16 protein-coding genes and 2 pseudogenes are annotated in these 17947 nt (G+C 71.7%); 11 read left to right on the forward strand and 7 right to left on the reverse strand.

The window, feature by feature from the left end; genetic code table 11:
- Positions 1–150 precede the first annotated feature (150 nt).
- Both AB0L21_RS07675 and AB0L21_RS07680 read left to right on the forward strand, forming a co-directional pair.
- Positions 151–1578, forward strand: a complete 1428-nt coding sequence (locus AB0L21_RS07675) for an MFS transporter (RefSeq protein ID WP_365782772.1) — start codon at positions 151–153, stop codon at positions 1576–1578.
- A 103-nt stretch (positions 1579–1681) separates the two neighbouring features.
- A complete protein-coding gene (locus AB0L21_RS07680; RefSeq protein WP_365782774.1) occupies positions 1682–2734 on the forward strand; it encodes a chitinase in 1053 nt (350 codons plus the stop codon).
- Positions 2735–2801: 67 nt separating this feature from the next.
- Here AB0L21_RS07680 and AB0L21_RS07685 read toward each other — a convergent pair whose 3' ends face one another.
- Entirely contained in the window at positions 2802–4184 is a 1383-nt protein-coding gene (locus tag AB0L21_RS07685; protein WP_014672583.1) for a glycine--tRNA ligase, read from the reverse strand.
- A gap of 160 nt (positions 4185–4344) precedes the next feature.
- On the opposite strand from AB0L21_RS07685, the gene AB0L21_RS07690 reads away from it, so the two are divergent.
- From AB0L21_RS07690 to AB0L21_RS07705, 4 genes are read left to right on the forward strand one after another with little or no spacing between them, the layout of a single operon-like run.
- The gene (locus AB0L21_RS07690; RefSeq protein WP_365699451.1) at positions 4345–5325 is read left to right on the forward strand and encodes a metal ABC transporter substrate-binding protein; all 981 of its coding nucleotides are present in this window, start codon (positions 4345–4347) and stop codon (positions 5323–5325) included.
- 11 nt (positions 5326–5336) lie between these two features.
- A complete protein-coding gene (locus AB0L21_RS07695; protein ID WP_365699452.1) occupies positions 5337–6107 on the forward strand; it encodes a metal ABC transporter ATP-binding protein in 771 nt (256 codons plus the stop codon).
- Positions 6107–7009 carry a metal ABC transporter permease gene (locus AB0L21_RS07700; RefSeq protein ID WP_365699453.1) on the forward strand — a complete coding sequence of 301 codons (903 nt, stop codon included), beginning with the start codon at positions 6107–6109 and terminating at the stop codon, positions 7007–7009. The genes AB0L21_RS07695 and AB0L21_RS07700 overlap by 1 nt, the downstream gene beginning before the upstream one ends.
- Positions 7010–7068: 59 nt before the next feature.
- On the forward strand, positions 7069–7485 hold the full coding sequence (locus tag AB0L21_RS07705) for a transcriptional repressor (RefSeq protein WP_365699454.1): 417 nt from the start codon (positions 7069–7071) through the stop codon (positions 7483–7485).
- Positions 7486–7515: 30 nt separating this feature from the next.
- On the opposite strand, the gene AB0L21_RS07710 is transcribed toward AB0L21_RS07705, so the two are convergent.
- Both AB0L21_RS07710 and recO read right to left on the reverse strand, forming a co-directional pair.
- On the reverse strand, positions 7516–8349 hold the full coding sequence (locus AB0L21_RS07710; protein WP_365699455.1) for an isoprenyl transferase: 834 nt from the start codon (positions 8347–8349) through the stop codon (positions 7516–7518).
- An 18-nt stretch (positions 8350–8367) separates the two neighbouring features.
- On the reverse strand, positions 8368–9114 hold the full coding sequence (gene recO, locus AB0L21_RS07715; protein ID WP_014672589.1) for a DNA repair protein RecO: 747 nt from the start codon (positions 9112–9114) through the stop codon (positions 8368–8370).
- 420 nt (positions 9115–9534) lie between these two features.
- Between recO and AB0L21_RS07720 the strand changes: the two are divergent.
- Both AB0L21_RS07720 and AB0L21_RS07725 read left to right on the forward strand, forming a co-directional pair.
- Positions 9535–9928 (forward strand): annotated as a pseudogene (locus tag AB0L21_RS07720) (ABC transporter ATP-binding protein); the annotation flags it as partial.
- A complete protein-coding gene (locus AB0L21_RS07725; RefSeq protein WP_365699456.1) occupies positions 9929–10891 on the forward strand; it encodes a dihydrodipicolinate synthase family protein in 963 nt (320 codons plus the stop codon).
- A gap of 14 nt (positions 10892–10905) precedes the next feature.
- Here AB0L21_RS07725 and AB0L21_RS07730 read toward each other — a convergent pair.
- The 3 genes and pseudogenes from AB0L21_RS07730 to leuA all read right to left on the reverse strand — a co-directional run.
- Positions 10906–11286, reverse strand: a pseudogene (locus AB0L21_RS07730) (sialidase family protein); the annotation flags it as partial.
- Between the two features lie 3 nt (positions 11287–11289).
- Positions 11290–11985: a TerB family tellurite resistance protein gene (locus AB0L21_RS07735; RefSeq protein WP_365699457.1), complete on the reverse strand. Its 696-nt coding sequence runs from the start codon at positions 11983–11985 to the stop codon at positions 11290–11292.
- Positions 11986–12171: 186 nt separating this feature from the next.
- Positions 12172–13893 (reverse strand): 2-isopropylmalate synthase, encoded by a 1722-nt coding sequence (gene leuA, locus AB0L21_RS07740; protein WP_365782776.1) that lies wholly within the window; start codon positions 13891–13893, stop codon positions 12172–12174.
- 341 nt (positions 13894–14234) lie between these two features.
- Here leuA and AB0L21_RS07745 point away from each other — a divergent pair, with 341 nt between their 5' ends.
- The 3 genes from AB0L21_RS07745 to AB0L21_RS07755 are packed head-to-tail and all read left to right on the forward strand — an operon-like array spanning position 14235 to position 16973.
- On the forward strand, positions 14235–15305 hold the full coding sequence (locus tag AB0L21_RS07745; protein WP_365782778.1) for a M4 family metallopeptidase: 1071 nt from the start codon (positions 14235–14237) through the stop codon (positions 15303–15305).
- Positions 15306–15326: 21 nt separating this feature from the next.
- Positions 15327–15593, forward strand: a complete 267-nt coding sequence (locus AB0L21_RS07750) for a protealysin inhibitor emfourin (RefSeq protein WP_365782780.1) — start codon at positions 15327–15329, stop codon at positions 15591–15593.
- A 57-nt stretch (positions 15594–15650) separates the two neighbouring features.
- Complete coding sequence (locus AB0L21_RS07755; RefSeq protein ID WP_365782782.1) at positions 15651–16973, forward strand: GH1 family beta-glucosidase; 1323 nt, start codon at positions 15651–15653, stop codon at positions 16971–16973.
- On the opposite strand, the gene AB0L21_RS07760 is transcribed toward AB0L21_RS07755, so the two are convergent.
- A complete protein-coding gene (locus AB0L21_RS07760) occupies positions 16968–17813 on the reverse strand; it encodes an NAD(P)-dependent oxidoreductase (RefSeq protein WP_365782784.1) in 846 nt (281 codons plus the stop codon). The two genes, AB0L21_RS07755 and AB0L21_RS07760, sit on opposite strands and share 6 nt — an antisense overlap.
- Positions 17814–17947 lie beyond the last annotated feature (134 nt).

A 17947-nucleotide genomic window follows, 5' to 3' on the forward strand; every position in this document is an offset into this window, starting at 1 on the left:
TGTTTCCAGGTGCTTCCAGTACCAGGACAAGGGCCGCCGGCCACCAGCATGACCCGGAATCCGGTGCGTCGCGGGGTGGTTCCGGGTAGTTCCGCTACCAGGATGAGGAGACTCTGGTACCAGCCTGGGCGGTGTTCCAGGCTCGGGAGCATGAGGGAAACCGTCACCGCTCCCGCCGTCCGGCCGACGGCGGCGCCGCCCGCGCTCGGCGGGCCCGGGCTGTTCACCGTCCTGCTGGCCGCGGCGCTGCCGCTGGTCGACTTCTTCATCGTCAATGTCGCCCTGCCGGCCATCGGCGCCGATCTCGCCGCGGGCGAGTCGGTGCTGGAGCTGGTCGTCGCCGGGTACGGGGTCGCGTACGCCGTGCTGCTCGTGCTCGGCGGGCGGCTCGGGGACCTGTTCGGCCGGCGCCGGCTGTTCCTCGCCGGGATGGCCGCCTTCGGGCTCACGTCGCTGGCCTGCGGGCTCGCGCCCGGGGCCTGGAGCCTGGTCGCGGCCCGGGTCGCGCAGGGCGCCTCGGCCGCCGCGATGCTGCCGCAGGTGCTCGCCACCATCCAGTCCGCCACGAGCGGCGCCCGCCGTGCGAAGGCCATGAGCCTCTACGGCGCCACGGCCGGGCTGTCCATGGTGGCCGGGCAGATCCTCGGCGGGGTTCTGGTCGCCGCCGACGTCGCCGGGACCGGGTGGCGGGCCGTCTTCCTCGTCAATGTGCCGGTGGTCGTGCTGGGGCTCGTGCTCGCCGCGCGGTTCGTGCCGGAGACCCGGTCGCAGCACCCCGAGCCCGTGGACGTGCCGGGCACCGTGCTGCTCGCGGTGTCCCTGCTGACGCTGCTCGCGCCGCTCACCGAGGGCCGGGCGGCCGGCTGGCCGCTGTGGACCTGGCTGTCACTGGCCGCGTTCCCGTTCGCGGCGGGCGCGTTCTGGGTGGTGGAGCGGCGGGCGGACCGGTCGGGGCGGACGCCGCTGGTGCCGCCGAGCCTGTTCCGGGTGCCGTCCATGCGGCGCGGTCTGGAGCTGATGGTGCCGTTCTCCATCGGCTTCAGCGGGTTCATGTTCGTGATCGCGCTGGCGTTGCAGCAGGGTGCCGGGCTCGGTCCGGTGCCGGCCGGGCTCGCGCTGGCGCCGATGGCCGTGGCGTTCCTGCTCGTCTCCCTCGCCGGGCCCCGGCTGATCGCCCGCTTCGGTACGCGGGTGGTCACGGCCGGGTCCGTGCTCCAGGGCGTGGGTGTGCTGCTGATCGTGCTGGCCGCGTGGCGGGACTGGCCTCGGCTGGACGTCGTCTCCCTGCTGCCGGGCGCGGCGGTGGCCGGTGCGGGGCAGGCGCTCCAGCTGCCCAACATCATGCGGCTGGTGATGTCCGAGGTGCCGCCCGCGCGGGCCGGGGTCGGCAGCGGGGTGATGGTCACCACGCAGCAGTCGGCGCTGGCGCTGGGGGTGGCCACGCTGGGCACGCTGTTCCTGACCCTGGTGCCGCATCTGGGGATGCGGGACGCGCTGGTCAGCACGTTGCTGGTGCAGTTGGGCGGGATCGTGCTGACGGGGCTGCTGAGCCTGCGGCTGCCGCGGACGGTGGGTTGAGAGCGGCGGGCTTTTGGTCCAGACCTATTGACGAGAGGTCTGGACCACGCGCACTGTCATGTCTACGACAGGACACCTCACCGATCCCCCACCGGGAGGCCCCATGCTCCGCCGTACCCTGCGCGTCCTCACCGCCGCGCTCGCCGCGGCCGTTCTCGCCCCGCTCGCGATCGCCGGCGCGCCCGCCGCCTCCGCCGCCGACACCTGCGCGGTGAAGCCGAAGCCGGCGGGCAAGGTGCTCCAGGGCTACTGGGAGAACTGGGACGGCGCCGCCAACGGGGTCCACCCGCCCTTCGGCTGGACCCCGATCACCGACTCCCGCATCGCCGCCCACGGCTACAACGTGATCAACGCGGCCTTCCCGGTGATCCGCTCCGACGGCACGGCCCTGTGGGAGGACGGCATGGACGCGGGCGTGAAGGTGGCCACGCCGGCCGAGATGTGCGCGGCCAAGGCGTCCGGCCAGACGATCCTGCTGTCCATCGGCGGCGCGGCGGCCGGTATCGACCTCAGCTCCTCCGCCGTGGCCGACCGCTTCGTGGCGACGATCGTCCCCATCCTGAAGAAGTACAACTTCGACGGCATCGACATCGACATCGAGACGGGCCTGGTCGGCAGCGGGAATATCGGCCGGCTCTCCACGTCCCAGGCCAACCTGATCCGGATCATCGACGGGATCCTCGCGCAGATGCCGGCGGGCTTCGGCCTGACCATGGCCCCGGAGACGGCGTACGTCACCGGCGGCAGCGTCACCTACGGCTCCATCTGGGGCGCGTACCTGCCGGTCATCAAGAAGTACGCGGACAACGGCCGCCTGTGGTGGCTGAACATGCAGTACTACAACGGCAGCATGTACGGCTGCTCCGGCGACTCCTACGCGGCCGGCACGGTGCAGGGCTTCACCGCCCAGACCGACTGCCTCAACAAGGGCCTGGTGGTGCAGGGTACGACGATCAAGGTGCCGTACGACAAGCAGGTGCCCGGCCTGCCCGCCCAGTCCGGCGCGGGCGGCGGCTACATGTCCCCGTCCCTGGTCTCCCAGGCCTGGAAGCACTACGGCACCTCGCTCAAGGGCCTGATGACGTGGTCGGTCAACTGGGACGGCGCGAAGAACTGGACCTTCGGCGACAACGTCAGGGCGCTCCAGGGCCGCTGAGCGGGGGCGGACACGCGAATGCCGGACGAGTCCGCGCTGGCGGCTCGCCCGGCATCCGGCGGTGTGACTAGGCGCCCACGAGGCGCTGGGCCAGGTAGCCCTCGATCTGGTCGAGCGACACGCGCTCCTGCTTCATGGAGTCACGCTCGCGGACGGTGACCGCGTTGTCCTCCAGCGTGTCGAAGTCGACGGTCACGCAGTACGGCGTACCGATCTCGTCCTGGCGGCGGTAGCGGCGGCCGATGGCACCGGCGTCGTCGAACTCGATGTTCCAGTTCTGCCGCAGCGCCTGGGCGAGGCCCTTGGCCTTCGGGGACAGCTCGGGGTTCCGCGACAGGGGCAGCACGGCGACCTTCACCGGGGCCAGGCGGTGGTCCAGGCGCAGAACCGTGCGCTTCTCCATCTTGCCCTTGGCGTTCGGCGCCTCGTCCTCGACGTAGGCGTCGAGCAGGAAGGCCAGCATGGTGCGGCCGACACCCGCCGCCGGCTCGATGACGTACGGCGTCCAGCGCTCGCCGGCCTCCTGGTCGAAGTAGGAGAGGTCCTGGCCCGAGGCCTTGGAGTGCGCGGAGAGGTCGTAGTCGGTGCGGTTGGCGACACCCTCCAGCTCGCCCCACTCCGAACCGCCGAACTGGAAGCGGTACTCGATGTCGGCGGTGCGCTTGGAGTAGTGGGAGAGCTTCTCCTTCGGGTGCTCGTACCAGCGCATGTTCTCCTCACGCAGGCCCAGGCCGGTGTACCAGTTCCAGCGCTGCTCCATCCAGTACTCCTGCCACTGCTCGTCCTCGCCCGGCTTGACGAAGAACTCCATCTCCATCTGCTCGAACTCGCGGGTGCGGAAGATGAAGTTGCCCGGCGTGATCTCGTTGCGGAACGACTTGCCCATCTGGGCGATGCCGAACGGCGGCTTGCGGCGCGAGGTGGTCTGCACCTGGGCGAAGTTGGTGAAGATGCCCTGGGCGGTCTCGGGGCGCAGGTACGCGACCGAGCCGGAGTCCTGGGTCGGGCCGAGGTGCGTGGAGAGCAGACCCGAGAACTGCTTGGGCTCGGTGAACTGGCCCTTGTTGCCGCAGTTCGGGCAGTTGATGTCCGCGAGGCCGTTCGCCGGGGCGTGGCCCTTCTTCTCCTCGTACGCCTCCTCCAGGTGGTCGGCGCGGAACCGCTTGTGGCACGCGGTGCACTCGGTCAGCGGGTCCGTGAAGGTGGCGACGTGGCCGGAGGCCACCCAGACCTCGGGGGCCAGGATGACGGACGAGTCGATACCGACGACGTCCTCGCGCGACGTCACCATGTAGCGCCACCACTGGCGCTTGATGTTCTCCTTCAGCTCGACACCGAGCGGTCCGTAGTCCCAGGCGGCACGCTGTCCGCCGTAGATCTCACTGCAGGGGAAAACGAAGCCACGGCGCTTGCTCAGGCTGACGATGGTGTCGATCTTGTCGGCGGCCACGGTGCTCTCTTCATTACGACGACGGGCGTTGAAGCGAGATGCTTCCAGCGAATGATTCAGGTTACCGGCGCAGGCTCCCCCACGACCAAATCGGCCCCTGCCCAGACCGCCTGACGAGCGTTGTTGACAACGGTTTCCATATTTGTTGAAAATGACTGTCATGAACGTACGACGACGCATCCGGTCCCGCGCGCAGCGCCTCATACCCGCCGCCGCGGTCGCCGCGGCCACCGCCCTCGGGATCGGCACGCTCTCCGCCTGCTCCGGCGACAAGGCGGTCGCGGCCAACACGAGCAAGTTCGACGTCGTCGCGTCGTTCTACCCGATGGCCTTCCTCGCCGAGCGGATCGGCGGGGACCACGTCCACGTCACCACCCTCACCTCGCCCGGCCAGGAGCCGCACGACCTGGAGATCAGCCCCCAGCAGATCGCCTCGCTCCAGGAGTCCGACGCGGTGCTGTACCTGAAGAACCTCCAGCCGTCCGTCGACGACGCGGTGGCCCAGTCCCCGGTCAGGACGAAGATCGACGCGGCCTCCCTGACCACACTGGAGGACCACGGCAACGAGGTCGGCGGCCACGCGGCCGAGCACGACGGCCACGAGGGCGAGGAAGCCACCGGCAAGGACCCGCACATCTGGCTCGACCCGGTGCGCTACGCCCAGGTCGCCGAGGGTGTCGGCAAGGCCTTCGAGAAGGCCGACCCGAAGCACGCCGCCGACTACAAGAAGAACACCGCGGCCCTGGTCGAGCAGCTGAACGGCCTGAACACCGAGTTCAGGGACGGGCTCGCGGACACGAGGAGCAAGGTCTTCATCACCACGCACGCCGCCTTCGGCTACCTCGCCGAGCGCTACGGCCTCACCGAGGAGGCCATCAACGGCCTCGACCCCGAGTCCGAGCCGAGCGCCGCCCGCGTCCGGGACCTGGAGAAGATGGCCAGGGCCGACGGCGTCTCCACGGTCTTCTACGAGACGCTCGTCAGCGACAAGACCGCCAAGACCATCGCGACCGACGCGGGCCTGAAGACCGACGTCCTCGACCCGATCGAGGGCATCACCGGCAAGTCCCGCGGCAAGGACTACTTCGCGGTCCAGCGGGCCAACCTCAAGGCGCTCCAGCAGGCACTGGGCGCCAAGTGACAGGAGACGAGATGACCGGCGAGCCTGTCATAGCCCTGCGCGGTGTGACCGCCGAACTCGGCGCACGCCCCGTGCTGCGCGGCATCGACCTCACCGTCGGCCGCGGCGAGGTCGTCGCGCTGCTCGGCGCCAACGGCTCCGGCAAGTCCACGGCGATCCGCGCGATCATCGGCCAGGTGCCGGTGAACAGCGGCACGATCGAGCTGTTCGGCGCCCCGCGCCGGTCCTTCCGGGACTGGGCGCGCGTGGGCTACGTACCGCAGCGCACGACGGCCGCGGGCGGAGTCCCGGCGACGGTCACCGAGATCGTCTCCGCGGGCCGCCTGTCCCGCACCCGCTTCGGTGTCTTCCGCCAAAGCGACCGCGAGGCCGTGCGCCGGGCCCTGGAGCTGGTCGGCATGGCGGACCGCGCCAAGGACTCCGTGAACGCCCTGTCCGGCGGCCAGCACCAGCGGGTGCTGATCGCCCGCGCGCTGGTCGCCGAGCCCGAGCTGCTGATCATGGACGAGCCGATGGCGGGTGTCGACCTGGCCAGCCAGGAGATCCTGGCGCGCACCCTGAAGCAGCAGGTGGAAGCCGGTACGACGGTCCTGCTCGTACTGCACGAGCTGGGCCCGCTGGAGCCCCTGATCGACCGGGCGGTCGTCCTGCGCGACGGCTGTGTGCTGCACGACGGCCCGCCGCCGCGCGCGGTCGGCCAGCACGCGCTGCCCGGCCACGACCACGTACACCCGCACGCACCGGCGGGCGCCGAACCGATCCGCACGGGACTGCTGAGCTGATGGACTTCCTGAACTACGCCTTCATGCAGCGGGCGCTGCTGGCCGCCGTGCTGGTCGGCATCACCGCGCCCGCGATCGGCATCTACCTGGTCCAGCGCCGCCAGGCCCTGATGGGCGACGGCATCGGACACGTGGCCATGACGGGCGTCGGCCTCGGCTTCCTGCTGTCCACGTCCCCCGTGTGGATGGCGACGGCCGTCTCCGTCCTCGGCGCGGTCCTGATGGAGCTGATCCGCTGGTACGGCAAGACCCGCGGCGACATCGCCCTGGCCATGCTGTTCTACGGCGGTATGGCCGGCGGTGTGATGCTGATCAACCTCGCGCCGGGCGGCTCCACCGCCAACCTGACGTCGTACCTGTTCGGCTCCCTGTCGACGGTGTCCGAGTCCGACGTGACCGCGATCTGTGTACTCGCCGCGTTCGTCCTGCTGGTCACGCTGGGCCTGCGCCGCCAGCTGTTCGCGGTCAGCCAGGACGAGGAGTTCGCGCGGGTCACGGGCCTGCCGGTGCGCGCGCTGAACCTGCTGACGGCGGTCACCGCGGCCGTCACCGTCACGGTCGCCATGCGGGTCGTCGGCCTGCTGCTGGTGTCCGCGCTGATGGTCGTCCCCGTGGCGGCGGCGCAGCAGCTCAGCCGCAGCTTCACCGTCACCTTCGTGATCGCGGTGGCGATCGGCGTGGTGGTGGCCGTCAGCGGCACGGTCACGTCGTACTACCAGGACGTCCCGCCCGGCGCCACGATCGTCCTGCTGACCATCGCCGCGTTCCTCGCGCTGACCGCGCTGGCCGGCCCGCTGGCCCGGCGACGCGCCCGCGCGGCCGCCGCGGCCCAGCCCGCCGGGGACCCCGCGGAGTGCGCGATTCCGGCCACGCGGGGCTCCGGGGACGAGGTCGGCGTCTGACCGCCGACAGCCCGGGCTGGCACAATGGCCCGGGCAGCAGCAGACGTGAGGAGGCAACGGTGACGACCGCTGGACCGCCCGTGAAGGGCCGCGCGACCCGCCAGCGTGCAGCCGTGGCGGCGGCCCTGGACGAGGTCGACGAGTTCCGCAGCGCGCAGGAACTGCACGACATGCTCAAGCACAAGGGCGACTCCGTCGGCCTGACCACGGTCTACCGCACCCTCCAGTCCCTCGCCGAGGCCGGCGAGGTCGACGTCCTGCGCACGTCCGACGGCGAGTCCGTGTACCGCCGCTGCTCCAGCGGCGAACACCACCACCACCTGGTCTGCCGCGCCTGCGGCAAGGCGGTGGAGGTGGAGGGCCCGGCGGTGGAGAAGTGGGCCGAGGCCATCGCCGCCGAGCACGGTTACGTCAACGTGGCCCACACGGTGGAGATCTTCGGCACCTGTGCCGACTGCGCGGCGCTGACCGGCTGAGGCCGAGCGCCGTCGGCACCCGGCGTCCGATCAGCTCCGCTCGCCTTCCATGGCCAGCAGTTCCTCGTTCGGGATCGCGCCGCCGAAGCGGCGGTCGCGGGAGGCGAACTCGACGCAGGCCCGCCACAGGTCACGGCGGTCGAAGTCGGGCCACAGCACGTCCTGGAAGACCATCTCGGCGTACGCGCTCTGCCAGAGCAGGTAGTTGGACGTCCGCTGCTCGCCGCTCGGCCGCAGGAACAGGTCGACGTCCGGCATGTCCGGGTAGTACAGGTACCTCTGGACGGTCTTCTCGCTGACCTTGGACGGGTCGAGCCGGCCCGCCTTCACGTCCTCGGCGATCCGCTGCGCCGCGTCGGCGATCTCCGCACGGCCGCCGTAGTTCATGCAGAAGTACAGGGTGAGCAGGTCGTTGCCCTTGGTCTGCTCCTGGGCGACCTGGAGCTCCTTCGCCACCGACTTCCACAGCTTGGGCATCCGGCCCACCCAGCGCACCCGGATGCCCAGCTCGTCGAGCTGGTCGCGGGTCTTGCGGATGAAGTCGCGGTTGAAGTTCATGAGGAAGCGGACCTCGTCGGGCGACCGCTTCCAGTTCTCGGTGGAGAAGGCGTACAGGGAGATGTTGCGGACGCCGATCTCGATGGAGCCCTGGAGCACGTCCAGCACCCGCTCGGCGCCGACCTTGTGCCCCTCGGTGCGCGGCAGCCCCCGCTCCTTCGCCCACCGCCCGTTGCCGTCCATGACGATCGCCACGTGGTTCGGGACCAGCTCACCCGGGAGCTTGGGCGCGCGGGCACCGGACGGGTGCGGCTCCGGCGCCTTGTACTCGCGCCGCTGGCGCCCCAGGATCCCGCGTACGACCATGTGCTTCTCGTCTCCCTCTTACTTCTCGACGTACCTGAGCGAACGCAGCCCGCGCTCCAGATGCCAGTGCAGGTAGGCGGACACCAGCCCGCTGCCCTCGCGGACGTACCGCGCCTCGCACGCGTCCGCCGTCTCCCAGTCTCCCGTAAGCAGCGCCCCCAGCAGCACCAGGGTCTGCGGGGACGGTACGACACTGCCGGGCACCCGGCAGTCCACGCAGACGGAGCCGCCGGAGGCCACGGAGAAGAACCGGTTCGGGCCGGGCATCCCGCACTTCGCGCAGTCGCCGAAGCTGGGCGCGTAGCCGTTGACGGCGAGGGAGCGCAGCAGGAAGGCGTCGAGGACGAGGTGCGGCGCGTGCTCGCCCCGGGCGAGCGTGCGCAGGGCCCCGACCAGCAGCAGGTACTGCTGGACGGCCGGCTCGCCCTCGTGGTCCGTGAACCGCTCGGCCGTCTCCAGCATGGCGGTCCCGGCGGTGTAGCGCGCGTAGTCGGTGACGATCCCGCCGCCGTAGGGGGCGATGGTCTCGCTCTGTGTGCACAGCGGCAGCCCGCGCCCGACCAGCTCGCTGCCCCGCGCGAAGAACTGCACGTCGACGTGGGAGAAGGGTTCGAGCCGGGCGCCGAACTTGGACTTCGTACGCCGCACGCCCCGGGCGACGGCCCGCACCCGGCCGTGGCCGCGCGTGAGCAGCGTGATGATCCGGTCCGCTTCTCCCAGCTTCTGGGTGCGCAGCACGATGCCGTCGTCGCGGAACAGACTCATGGCTCCATTCTCGCCCATGCCGGGGCGGTCCCGTCGCACGTATGGGCGGCACCACCGCGGCGGACCCTCGGGCGGCTCACCGACGAGGAGCAGACGACCCTGCGCGACCTGCCGGCCCGGGCCGCCGACCGAGCGACCGCGCGACGGCGCCCGGGCAGGCACCGCGGGGACGGTCGCCCTGGTTCAGGGACACCCGCCCGGACCGGGGTGGCGCACCGCCTGGGTGACGCCCGACCCGCCGCTGATGCGGTGCTGGTCCCACAGGCCGGTGAAGAACGGACCGCGTTCCCGCAGGCGGACCACGAGGGAGGCGAGCCGGGGACCGCCCGGGAACTCGCCGCACGCCGGGTCGGGTGCCCCCGGTGGGAGCGCAGCGCGCCCGACGCGGTGGTCCGGTGCCGTACGCGAAGCCGCGGCCCGCTCGCCCTGGACCCGGCCCTGGTCGTCGCCGACGAGCCGACCAGCGCCCTGATCGTCTCGGTCCGCGCGCAGATCCTCAACCTGCTGCTCGACCTGAAGGAGCGCCTCGGTCTCGCCCCGGTGTGCGTCTCGCACGACACCCGACGGTACGGCGGATGAGCGACCGGGTGATCACCATGCGCCTCGGCCGGATCGTGGGACCGGGCCGGTCCCCTCGGCGACCCGCCCGCCGAGCGGCTGCCCGTTCCGCACCCGCTGCTGGAAGGCCGACGAGGTCTGCGCCGGGGCGATGGCGGACTTCTCGGCCGCGTCACGGCCCGGACACCGCTACCGGTGCCACCATCCTGTTCAGGAGGACCAGCCGACCCGAGACCTAGCGCGCCAGGAGCCGTGAATGACCTTTCCCGCCCCGCTCACCGGTGTCGTCCCGCCCGTCTGCACGCCGCTGACACCGGAGCGCGAGGTGGATGTGCCCTCGCTGCTCCGCCTGGTGGACTTCCTGGTGGAGGCCGGGGTGCACGGGCTGTTCCTGCTGGGCTCGACGTCGGAGGCGGCCTTCCTGACGGACGCGCAGCGCCAGCGGGTGGTGGCGGCCGTGACCGCGCACGTGGGCGGTCGGCTGCCCGTCCTGGCCGGGGCCATCGACATGACCACCCCCCGCGTCCTGGACCACGTCGCCGCGGTCACCTCGGCGGGCGCGCAGGCCGTCGTCGTCACCGCGCCCTTCTACGCCCGCACCCACCCGTCGGAGATCGTCCACCACTACCGCCGGATCGCCGCCGCCAGTCCGGTCCCGGTGATCGCCTACGACATCCCCGTCGCCGTGCACACCAAGCTCCCCGCCGACCTGCTGCTGGGGCTCGCCGGGGACGGCGTACTGGCCGGGGTCAAGGACTCCAGCGGGGATCTGGCGGCCTTCCGGGACGTGGTCACCGGCGCCCGCGCCCACCCCGGGTTCAGCGTGCTGACCGGCTCCGAGCTGATCACCGACGCGGCGCTGGCGCTGGGCGCCGACGGGGCCGTGCCGGGCCTGGCCAACGTCGACCCGCACGGCTATGTGCGCCTCTACCGCCAGTGCCGGGCGGGCGACGCGGAGGGAGCGCGGGCCGAACAGGAGCGGCTGTGCGCGCTGTTCGGGATCACCGGCGTCGGGGACCCCGCGCGGATGGGCGGCAGTTCGGCGGCGCTGGGCGCGTTCAAGGCGGCGCTGCACCTGCGCGGGGTCATCGACTGCCCGGCGACCGCCGAGCCGCAGGTCCCGCTGTCCGGCGCGGAGGTCGAACAGATCGGCAAGCTGCTGGCGGCGGCGGGCCTGCTCGGCCTCGACGGCCAGGAGGTCCAGGGGCTCGGGCACTGACGGTCCCGCGTCCCCTACGGCAGGCGGAGTCTGCGGAACTCCAGGGACTCGTACGGTCCCTGGACGCCGGTCTCGTAGAGGACGCCGACCGTGTCGGGGGCGAGCTGGACCAGGTCGGAGTAGGCGGCCCGGCGGCCGGAGAGGGTGAGCAGCCTGCGGAAGGTGCGGCCGGCGTCCGTGCTCGCCCAGAGGGCCAGGGCACGGCGGGCGGTCGGCTCGGAGGGCGCGGAGAACAGCAGGGGCGCGCCCGGGCCGCGCGGCTGGAGGACGCTGCCCTGGACCACCGGGACGGCGTCCAGGGCCGGCTGGACGGCGTAGGGGCGGTCCAGGGTCCGGCCGCCGTCGCCGGAGTAGGTGTCGAGCCGGTTGCCGGGAGCGGTGCCCTTCTGGTCCCGGGGTCAGGACGGGGTCCGGGCCGCGGCCAGCAGCCGGGTCACGTCGTCGGCGGCGATGGTGAGGGCCGCGCCGACCGTGGCGAGGGCGTCGCGTTCGGCGGGGGTGTAGGGGCCGTCGGCGAGGGCGATGCGGGCGGCCTGGAGCAGCAGGGCCTCGCGTCCGGCCGGGGCCAGGTGCGGGGCGAGCGGGTCCAGGGCCTCGTGCAGCTCTATGGTCAGCCCGGTCCCGCACGGCTGCTCGAAGTACCGGCCGGTGTCGGCGGCGAGGGCGTCGACCAGGGCGGCCAGCTGGTCCTCGGTGCACTCGGCGAAGCCGGCCGCGCGGACCGTCGCGGCGGCCGTCTCCAGGGCCGTACGGGAACCGGTGCCGCCCGCGGCGAGCAGGGCGAGGGCGACGGTGTGCACGGCGTCGCGGAGCATCGCGGAGAAACGGCGGGTCGTGGGGTGGTCCAGCACCTCGGTGCCGAAGTGGTGTCCGCAGGCCGCGCACTCCACGACCGGCCCGGCCGTGCCGCGCGGCAGCACGGGCACGCCGAGCAGGGTGAGCCGGCGCCGTCCGGTGAGCCGCTGGTAGTTGCGGTCGCCGCCGCAGCCGGGGCAGAAGAACTCGCCGTCTCCCACGGGTGTCCATGCGGTGCGGGTGCCCAGGATGCGCACAGCCCTGGCGGCACGGCCGTCTCGTCCCCGTACTGGCAGCACGTCGCACCTCCGTAACCGCACGGCAACATCGCCGTGCTGGCGTGATGTTAGCCACATCACCGAGGTGGAGTCAGTACCCCGGAAGAGACCTTTCTGTGACCTGAGGGGCGCGGTGGCCGGTAAACGACGGTGCCCCGGCCGCCGTGTCCAGCGGTCAGGGCACCGGAAGGGCCGGTCGGGCGGGGTCTATCGGGTCGCGCGGTTCACCGCGGAGACGACCGCCTTCAGCGACGCACGCGTGGTGTTGGCGTCGATGCCGATGCCCCACAGGACCTTGTCGTCGATCGCGCACTCGATGTAGGAGGCGGCCTGCGCGGAGGCGCCCTCGCTCATCGTGTGCTCCTGGTAGTCCAGCAGGCGTACGTCGATGCCGATGGACTGCAGGGCGTCGAAGAAGGCCGAGATCGGACCGTTGCCGGAGCCGGTCAGCACCCGGTCCTCGCCGTCGACGGTGGCCTCGACGGTGAGGGTGTCCACGCCGTCGGTGTCGGTGGTCGACTGGCCGGTCCTGACCTGGATGCGGCCCCACGGGTTCGCGGGGTTCGGCAGGTACTCGTCCTGGAAGACCGCCCAGATCTCCTTCGGCGTGATCTCGCCGCCGTCGGCGTCGGTCTTCGCCTGGATGATCTTCGAGAACTCGATCTGCATCCGGCGCGGCAGGTCGAGCTTGTGGTCGTTCTTCAGGACGTAGGAGATACCGCCCTTGCCGGACTGCGAGTTGACGCGGATGACGGCCTCGTAGGAGCGGCCGACGTCCTTCGGGTCGATCGGCAGGTACGGCACCGCCCACTCGATGTCGTCGACGGTGACGCCCTTGGCCTTGGCGTCGGCCTCCATGGCGTCGAAGCCCTTCTTGATGGCGTCCTGGTGGGAGCCGGAGAAGGACGTGTAGACCAGGTCGCCCACGTACGGGTGGCGCGGGTGGACCTCCATCTGGTTGCAGTACTCCCACGTACGACGGATCTCGTCGATGTCGGAGAAGTCGATCTGCGGGTCGACGCCCTGGGAGAACAGGTTCATGCCCAGGGTGACCAGGTCGACGTTGCCGGTGCGCTCGCCCTGCCCGAACAGGCAGCCCTCGACGCGGTCGGCGCCGGCCATCAGCGCCAGCTCGGCGGCGGCCACGGCCGTACCGCGGTCGTTGTGCGGGTGGACGGACAGGCAGACGTACTCGCGGCGGGAGAGGTTGCGGTGCATCCACTCGAAGCGGTCCGCGTGCGTGGACGGCGTCGAACGCTCCACGGTGGCGGGCAGGTTGAGGATGATCTCGCGGCCCGGGCCGGGCTGCCAGACGTCCATGACCGCCTCGCAGACCTCCAGCGCGAAGTCCAGCTCGGTGTCGGTGAAGATCTCCGGCGAGTACTGGTAGCCGAACTCGGTCTCCGGGCCCAGCAGTTTCTCGGCGTACTCCATCACCAGGCGGGTGCCGTCGACGGCGATCTGCTTGATGTCGTCCTTGGAGCCGCGGAAGACGACCCGGCGGAAGACCGGGGCGGTGGCGTTGTACAGGTGGACGGTGGCGCGCCTGGCGCCCTTCAGGGACTCCACGGTCCGCTCGATCAGGTCCTCGCGGGCCTGGGTGAGGACGGAGATCGTCACGTCCTCGGGGATCGCGCCCTCTTCCTCGATGATCGAGCGCACGAAGTCGAAGTCGGTCTGGCCGGAGGCGGGGAAGCCGACCTCGATCTCCTTGTAGCCCATCTTGACCAGCTGGTCGAACATGCGCCGCTTGCGCTCGGGCGACATGGGGTCGATCAGGGCCTGGTTGCCGTCGCGCAGGTCGGTGGAGAGCCAGCGGGGGGCGGTGGTGATCCGCTGGTCGGGCCAGGTGCGGTCCGGGATGTCGACCTGCTCGTAGCGGCCGTACTTGTGGACCGGCATGGGGCTGGGCTGCTGGCGGTTGGCCATGATGGCGTGGGCTCCTCAGGATGTCCGGATATCCGAGTGGACGGCCGACGACGCAACGCCAAGCTCCGCGGGGAGGGAGTCGGCCTCGACTACAGGCCCTCGCCGCGGCAGCTAAGGAGAAGCAGCCAGAAACGCATGATGCTGCGCAGCCTAGCCGAGCCGTTCGGGGCGCGCGGGCCTGTCCCAGTATGCGGGACCGCACGGCGAAAAGGGACAAAAAGTGCGCCGTACCACATCGCCGTACCACACCGTCACGCTCTGTTGCGTTTCGTGTCCCGGTATTTCACCAATCATGGTGGCAGGTAGTGACAGTCACGTCACAGAGTGCGATGGTGCGGGGCATGACGACCAACGGGGGCTTCCAGCCCGTCTTCTGCACGATCGTGCCGCCGCACGTCCTCGACAAGCTCGCCCGCAACGAGGACCCCGCGCTCTCCGGCCCGGCCCGCCGGTCCCTGGAGCACGACGCCTTCCAGCGCACCAAGCGCCGCCTGACCACGGTGATCGGTGCGCCCGCCGTCGCCCCGCCCGCGGGTGCCGCCGCCGACCAGCCGCACCGCACCATCCACGACGCCGAGCACACCCAGGACCTGCCCGGCGCCACGGTCCGCGAGGAGGGCTCCGAGCCCGGCTCCGACGCCACGGTCAACCGCGCCTACGCGGGCCTCGGTGCCACCTTCGAGCTGTACCTCAAGGCGTACGGCCGGCACTCCATCGACGACAACGGGATGCCGCTCGACGCCACCGTGCACTTCGGCGAGGACTACGACAACGCCTTCTGGAACGGCGAGCAGATGGTGTTCGGCGACGGCGACAACGAGATCTTCCTCGACTTCACCATCCCGGTCGACGTCATCGGGCACGAGCTGACCCACGGCGTCACCCAGCACACCGCGAACCTGGAGTACTACGGCCAGTCCGGCGCCCTGAACGAGTCGGTGTCGGACGTCTTCGGCTCGCTGATCAAGCAGTACACCCTCGGCCAGACCGCCGCCGAGGCCGACTGGCTGATCGGCGCCGGGCTCCTCGCGCCGCGCGTCACCGGCACCGCCCTGCGCTCGATGAAGGCCCCGGGCACGGCGTACGACGACGATGTCCTCGGCAAGGACCCGCAGCCGGCGAAGATGGAGGACTACGTCCGCACCGGCCGCGACAACGGCGGCGTGCACATCAACTCCGGCATCCCCAACCACGCCTTCTACCTGGCCGCCACCGCCCTCGGCGGCTACGCCTGGGAGAAGGCCGGGCAGATCTGGTACGACGTGCTGACCGGCGGCGACCTGAAGGAGGACGCCCTCTTCGCCGACTTCGCCACGCTGACGGTGAAGGCGGCCCGGGAGCGGTACGGCGCCGGGGACGAACTCCAGGCCGTGCAGAAGGCGTGGGAACAGGTCGGGGTGCGGACGCTGTAGTTCCGTACTACACAGGGACCCATGCGTATTCGAGTGCGGCGCACGGGCGGTTTCGCGGGCATCGAGCGCCGGGCCGAGGTGGACACCTCGGGCCGGCCCGACGCCCAGGACTGGCAGGCCCTGGCCGAACGCGCCCTCGCGTCCGGCCGGGGCGCGCCCGAGGCGGGCGTCCCGGACGGCTTCCACTACGAGATCACGGTGGACGGCCGCACGGTGTACGCGGCCGATCCCCGACTGACCGAGGCACAGCGGGAGTTGGTCTCGCGGGTACTGAAGGAGGGCGCGTAACGGCCGTGTGCCGCAGGGGCGTTGACTTCCGTTACCGCGGGTACGGATGATCCGGCCATGGCGACTGACGCAGGCACGGCGATCCCTCGGTTCCCGCCCGGCTTCCTGTGGGGTGTGTCGACCTCCGCCCACCAGATCGAGGGCGCGGCCGAGGAGCGGGAGCCGTCCGTCTGGGACGTGTTCACGGCCGAGCCCGGGCGGGTGAGGGACGGCTCCACGGCGGCGGTGGCCTGCGACCACTACCACCGCTACCGGGAGGACGTGGCCCTCCTCGCCGGCCTCGGCGTGGACGCCTACCGCTTCTCGGTCTCCTGGCCCCGGGTGAACTCCCCCGGCGGCCTGGACTTCTACGACCGCCTGGTGGACGAGCTGTGCGCGGCCGGCGTACGGCCGGTCCCGACCCTCTTCCACTGGGATCTGCCGGCGGACCTGGACTGGCTGGACCGGGACACGGCCGCCCGGTTCGCCGACCACGTGCCGGTGGTGGCGGACCGGCTCGGCGACCGGGTGCGCACCTGGATCACCCTCAACGAGCCCGCCGAACACACCCTCCTGGGGCACGCGATCGGCGCCCACGCCCCCGGCCGGCAGCTGCTCTTCGACGCGCTCCCGGTCGCCCACCACCAGCTCCTCGCCCACGGTCTCGCGGTACGGGCCCTGCGCGCGGCCGGCGCCACGGACATCGGCATCGCCAACTCCCACGGCCCGGCCTGGCCCGCCTCACGGGAGCAGGCGGACCTGGAGGCGGCCGGCTTCTACGACCTGCTGCTCAACCGGCTGTTCGCCGAGCCGGTCATCCTCGGCGCCTACCCCGACGGCACGGGCGAGCTGATGCCGGGGGACGTCGAGGCCGACCTCAAGGTGATCGCCGAGCCGGTCGACTGGTACGGCGTCAACTACTACGCCCCGACGCGGGTGGGTGCCCCACAGGGCACCGACACCGAGTTCGGCGGCGTGGCGGTGCCGGCCGGACTCCCCTTCTCCGTACGGGAGATCGAGGGCCGGCCGGTGACCGACTTCGGCTGGCCGGTCGTACCGGAAGGGCTGACGGAACTGCTCACCGGGTTCCGTGAGCGGTACGGCGACCGGCTCCCGCCCGTCGTCATCACCGAGAACGGCTGCTCCTACGGGGGCGTCGACGACCAGGACCGCATCGCCTACCTGGACGCCCACATCCGGGCCCTGCACCGGGCGATCGAGGCCGGGGTGGACGTGCGCGGCTATTTCGTGTGGTCCCTGATGGACAACTTCGAGTGGGCCGAGGGCTACGCCCGCCGGTTCGGCCTGGTGCACGTGGACTTCGAGACGCTGGAGCGCACGCCCAAGGCCTCCTACCACTGGTTCCGGGAACTGCTGCGGGCCCAGCGCCTGCCCTCATAGGGCTCCGGCGTCCCGCGCGGCCCACAGGGTCGGGAAGTAGGGCCGGTACCCCAGTTCGCGGCGGATGCGGTCGGTGGAGGCGATGCCGTACCAGGGGTCGGGATCGACTCCGTCCGCCGGCGGTTCCGCGCCGAGGAGCTGGTGGATCTCCAGCGCGGTGACCGGGGCGTCGTCGGCGATGTTGTAGACGCGACCGTCGGCGCCGGGGGCGTACAGCAGGCGCAGCAGGCCCTGGGCGGTGTCGGCGACGTGCACCAGGTGGTGCCGCTTGGTGGCCGGCTGGGTCGCGGTCCAGCGGGTGATGCCCGGCAGGTGCGGGTCGCCCTCGCCGTAGACGAAGCCGAGGCGGCCGATCCGGACGTCCAGCCCGTCCAGCGCCAGCAGCCCCTGCTCGGCCTCCAGTTTGGACTCGGGGTACGTCATCCACATCGGGCCGCCGGGCACGGTGGGGTCGTCCTCGACGTGCGGCCGGCCGCGTCCGGTGCCGTACACCAGGATGGTGCTGGTCTGCACGAACCGCCGCACCCCCGAGGCGACGGCCGCCCGGCCCAGCTCCAGCGCGGCGTCCCGGTTGACGGCCCGCATCTCCTCGTCCGGCACGCCCCGGAAGGAGGCCGCGATGTTCACGACGGCGTCCACTCCGGTGAGCGCCTTGCCGAGGACGCCGGTGTCGCGCAGGTCGCCGACGACAACCTCGGCGCCGCGCTCGGCGAGGGCGGCGGCGCGGGCCTCGTCGCGGACGATCACCCGCACCCGCTCGCCGGGCCGGGCCTGGGCGAGCAGGCGGGGGACGAACCCGCGGCCCACCTGTCCGGTGGCGCCGGTGACCAGGGTCAGCATGGTGGTGCTCCTTCTCGGTCGCTTCTCGTTCGGTGCGCCCAGCCTCGGCGACGGGCGGCGCCGCCGGGAGAGACCTCCTGATCGGGGGATCGACAGTCCCTGGATAAGCCGGCCGGTCTGCCGCAGCCTGGAGG

The organism is Streptomyces sp. NPDC052721, from assembly GCF_040678315.1.
GTDB lineage: Bacteria > Actinomycetota > Actinomycetes > Streptomycetales > Streptomycetaceae > Streptomyces.

Bases quoted from the DNA above. Each gene is read 5' to 3' on its own strand.
- AB0L21_RS07675 (WP_365782772.1), top strand. From the start codon at position 151: ATGAGGGAAACCGTCACCGCTCCCGCCGTCCGGCCGACGGCGGCGCCG.
- AB0L21_RS07680 (WP_365782774.1), top strand. From the start codon at position 1,682: ATGCTCCGCCGTACCCTGCGCGTCCTCACCGCCGCGCTCGCCGCGGCC.
- AB0L21_RS07690 (WP_365699451.1), top strand. From the start codon at position 4,345: ATGAACGTACGACGACGCATCCGGTCCCGCGCGCAGCGCCTCATACCC.
- AB0L21_RS07695 (WP_365699452.1), top strand. From the start codon at position 5,337: ATGACCGGCGAGCCTGTCATAGCCCTGCGCGGTGTGACCGCCGAACTC.
- AB0L21_RS07700 (WP_365699453.1), top strand. From the start codon at position 6,107: ATGGACTTCCTGAACTACGCCTTCATGCAGCGGGCGCTGCTGGCCGCC.
- AB0L21_RS07710 (WP_365699455.1), bottom strand. From the start codon at position 8,349: ATGGTCGTACGCGGGATCCTGGGGCGCCAGCGGCGCGAGTACAAGGCG.
- recO (WP_014672589.1), bottom strand. From the start codon at position 9,114: ATGAGTCTGTTCCGCGACGACGGCATCGTGCTGCGCACCCAGAAGCTG.
- AB0L21_RS07725 (WP_365699456.1), top strand. From the start codon at position 9,929: ATGACCTTTCCCGCCCCGCTCACCGGTGTCGTCCCGCCCGTCTGCACG.
- leuA (WP_365782776.1), bottom strand. From the start codon at position 13,893: ATGGCCAACCGCCAGCAGCCCAGCCCCATGCCGGTCCACAAGTACGGC.
- AB0L21_RS07745 (WP_365782778.1), top strand. From the start codon at position 14,235: ATGACGACCAACGGGGGCTTCCAGCCCGTCTTCTGCACGATCGTGCCG.
- AB0L21_RS07750 (WP_365782780.1), top strand. From the start codon at position 15,327: ATGCGTATTCGAGTGCGGCGCACGGGCGGTTTCGCGGGCATCGAGCGC.
- AB0L21_RS07755 (WP_365782782.1), top strand. From the start codon at position 15,651: ATGGCGACTGACGCAGGCACGGCGATCCCTCGGTTCCCGCCCGGCTTC.
- AB0L21_RS07760 (WP_365782784.1), bottom strand. From the start codon at position 17,813: ATGCTGACCCTGGTCACCGGCGCCACCGGACAGGTGGGCCGCGGGTTC.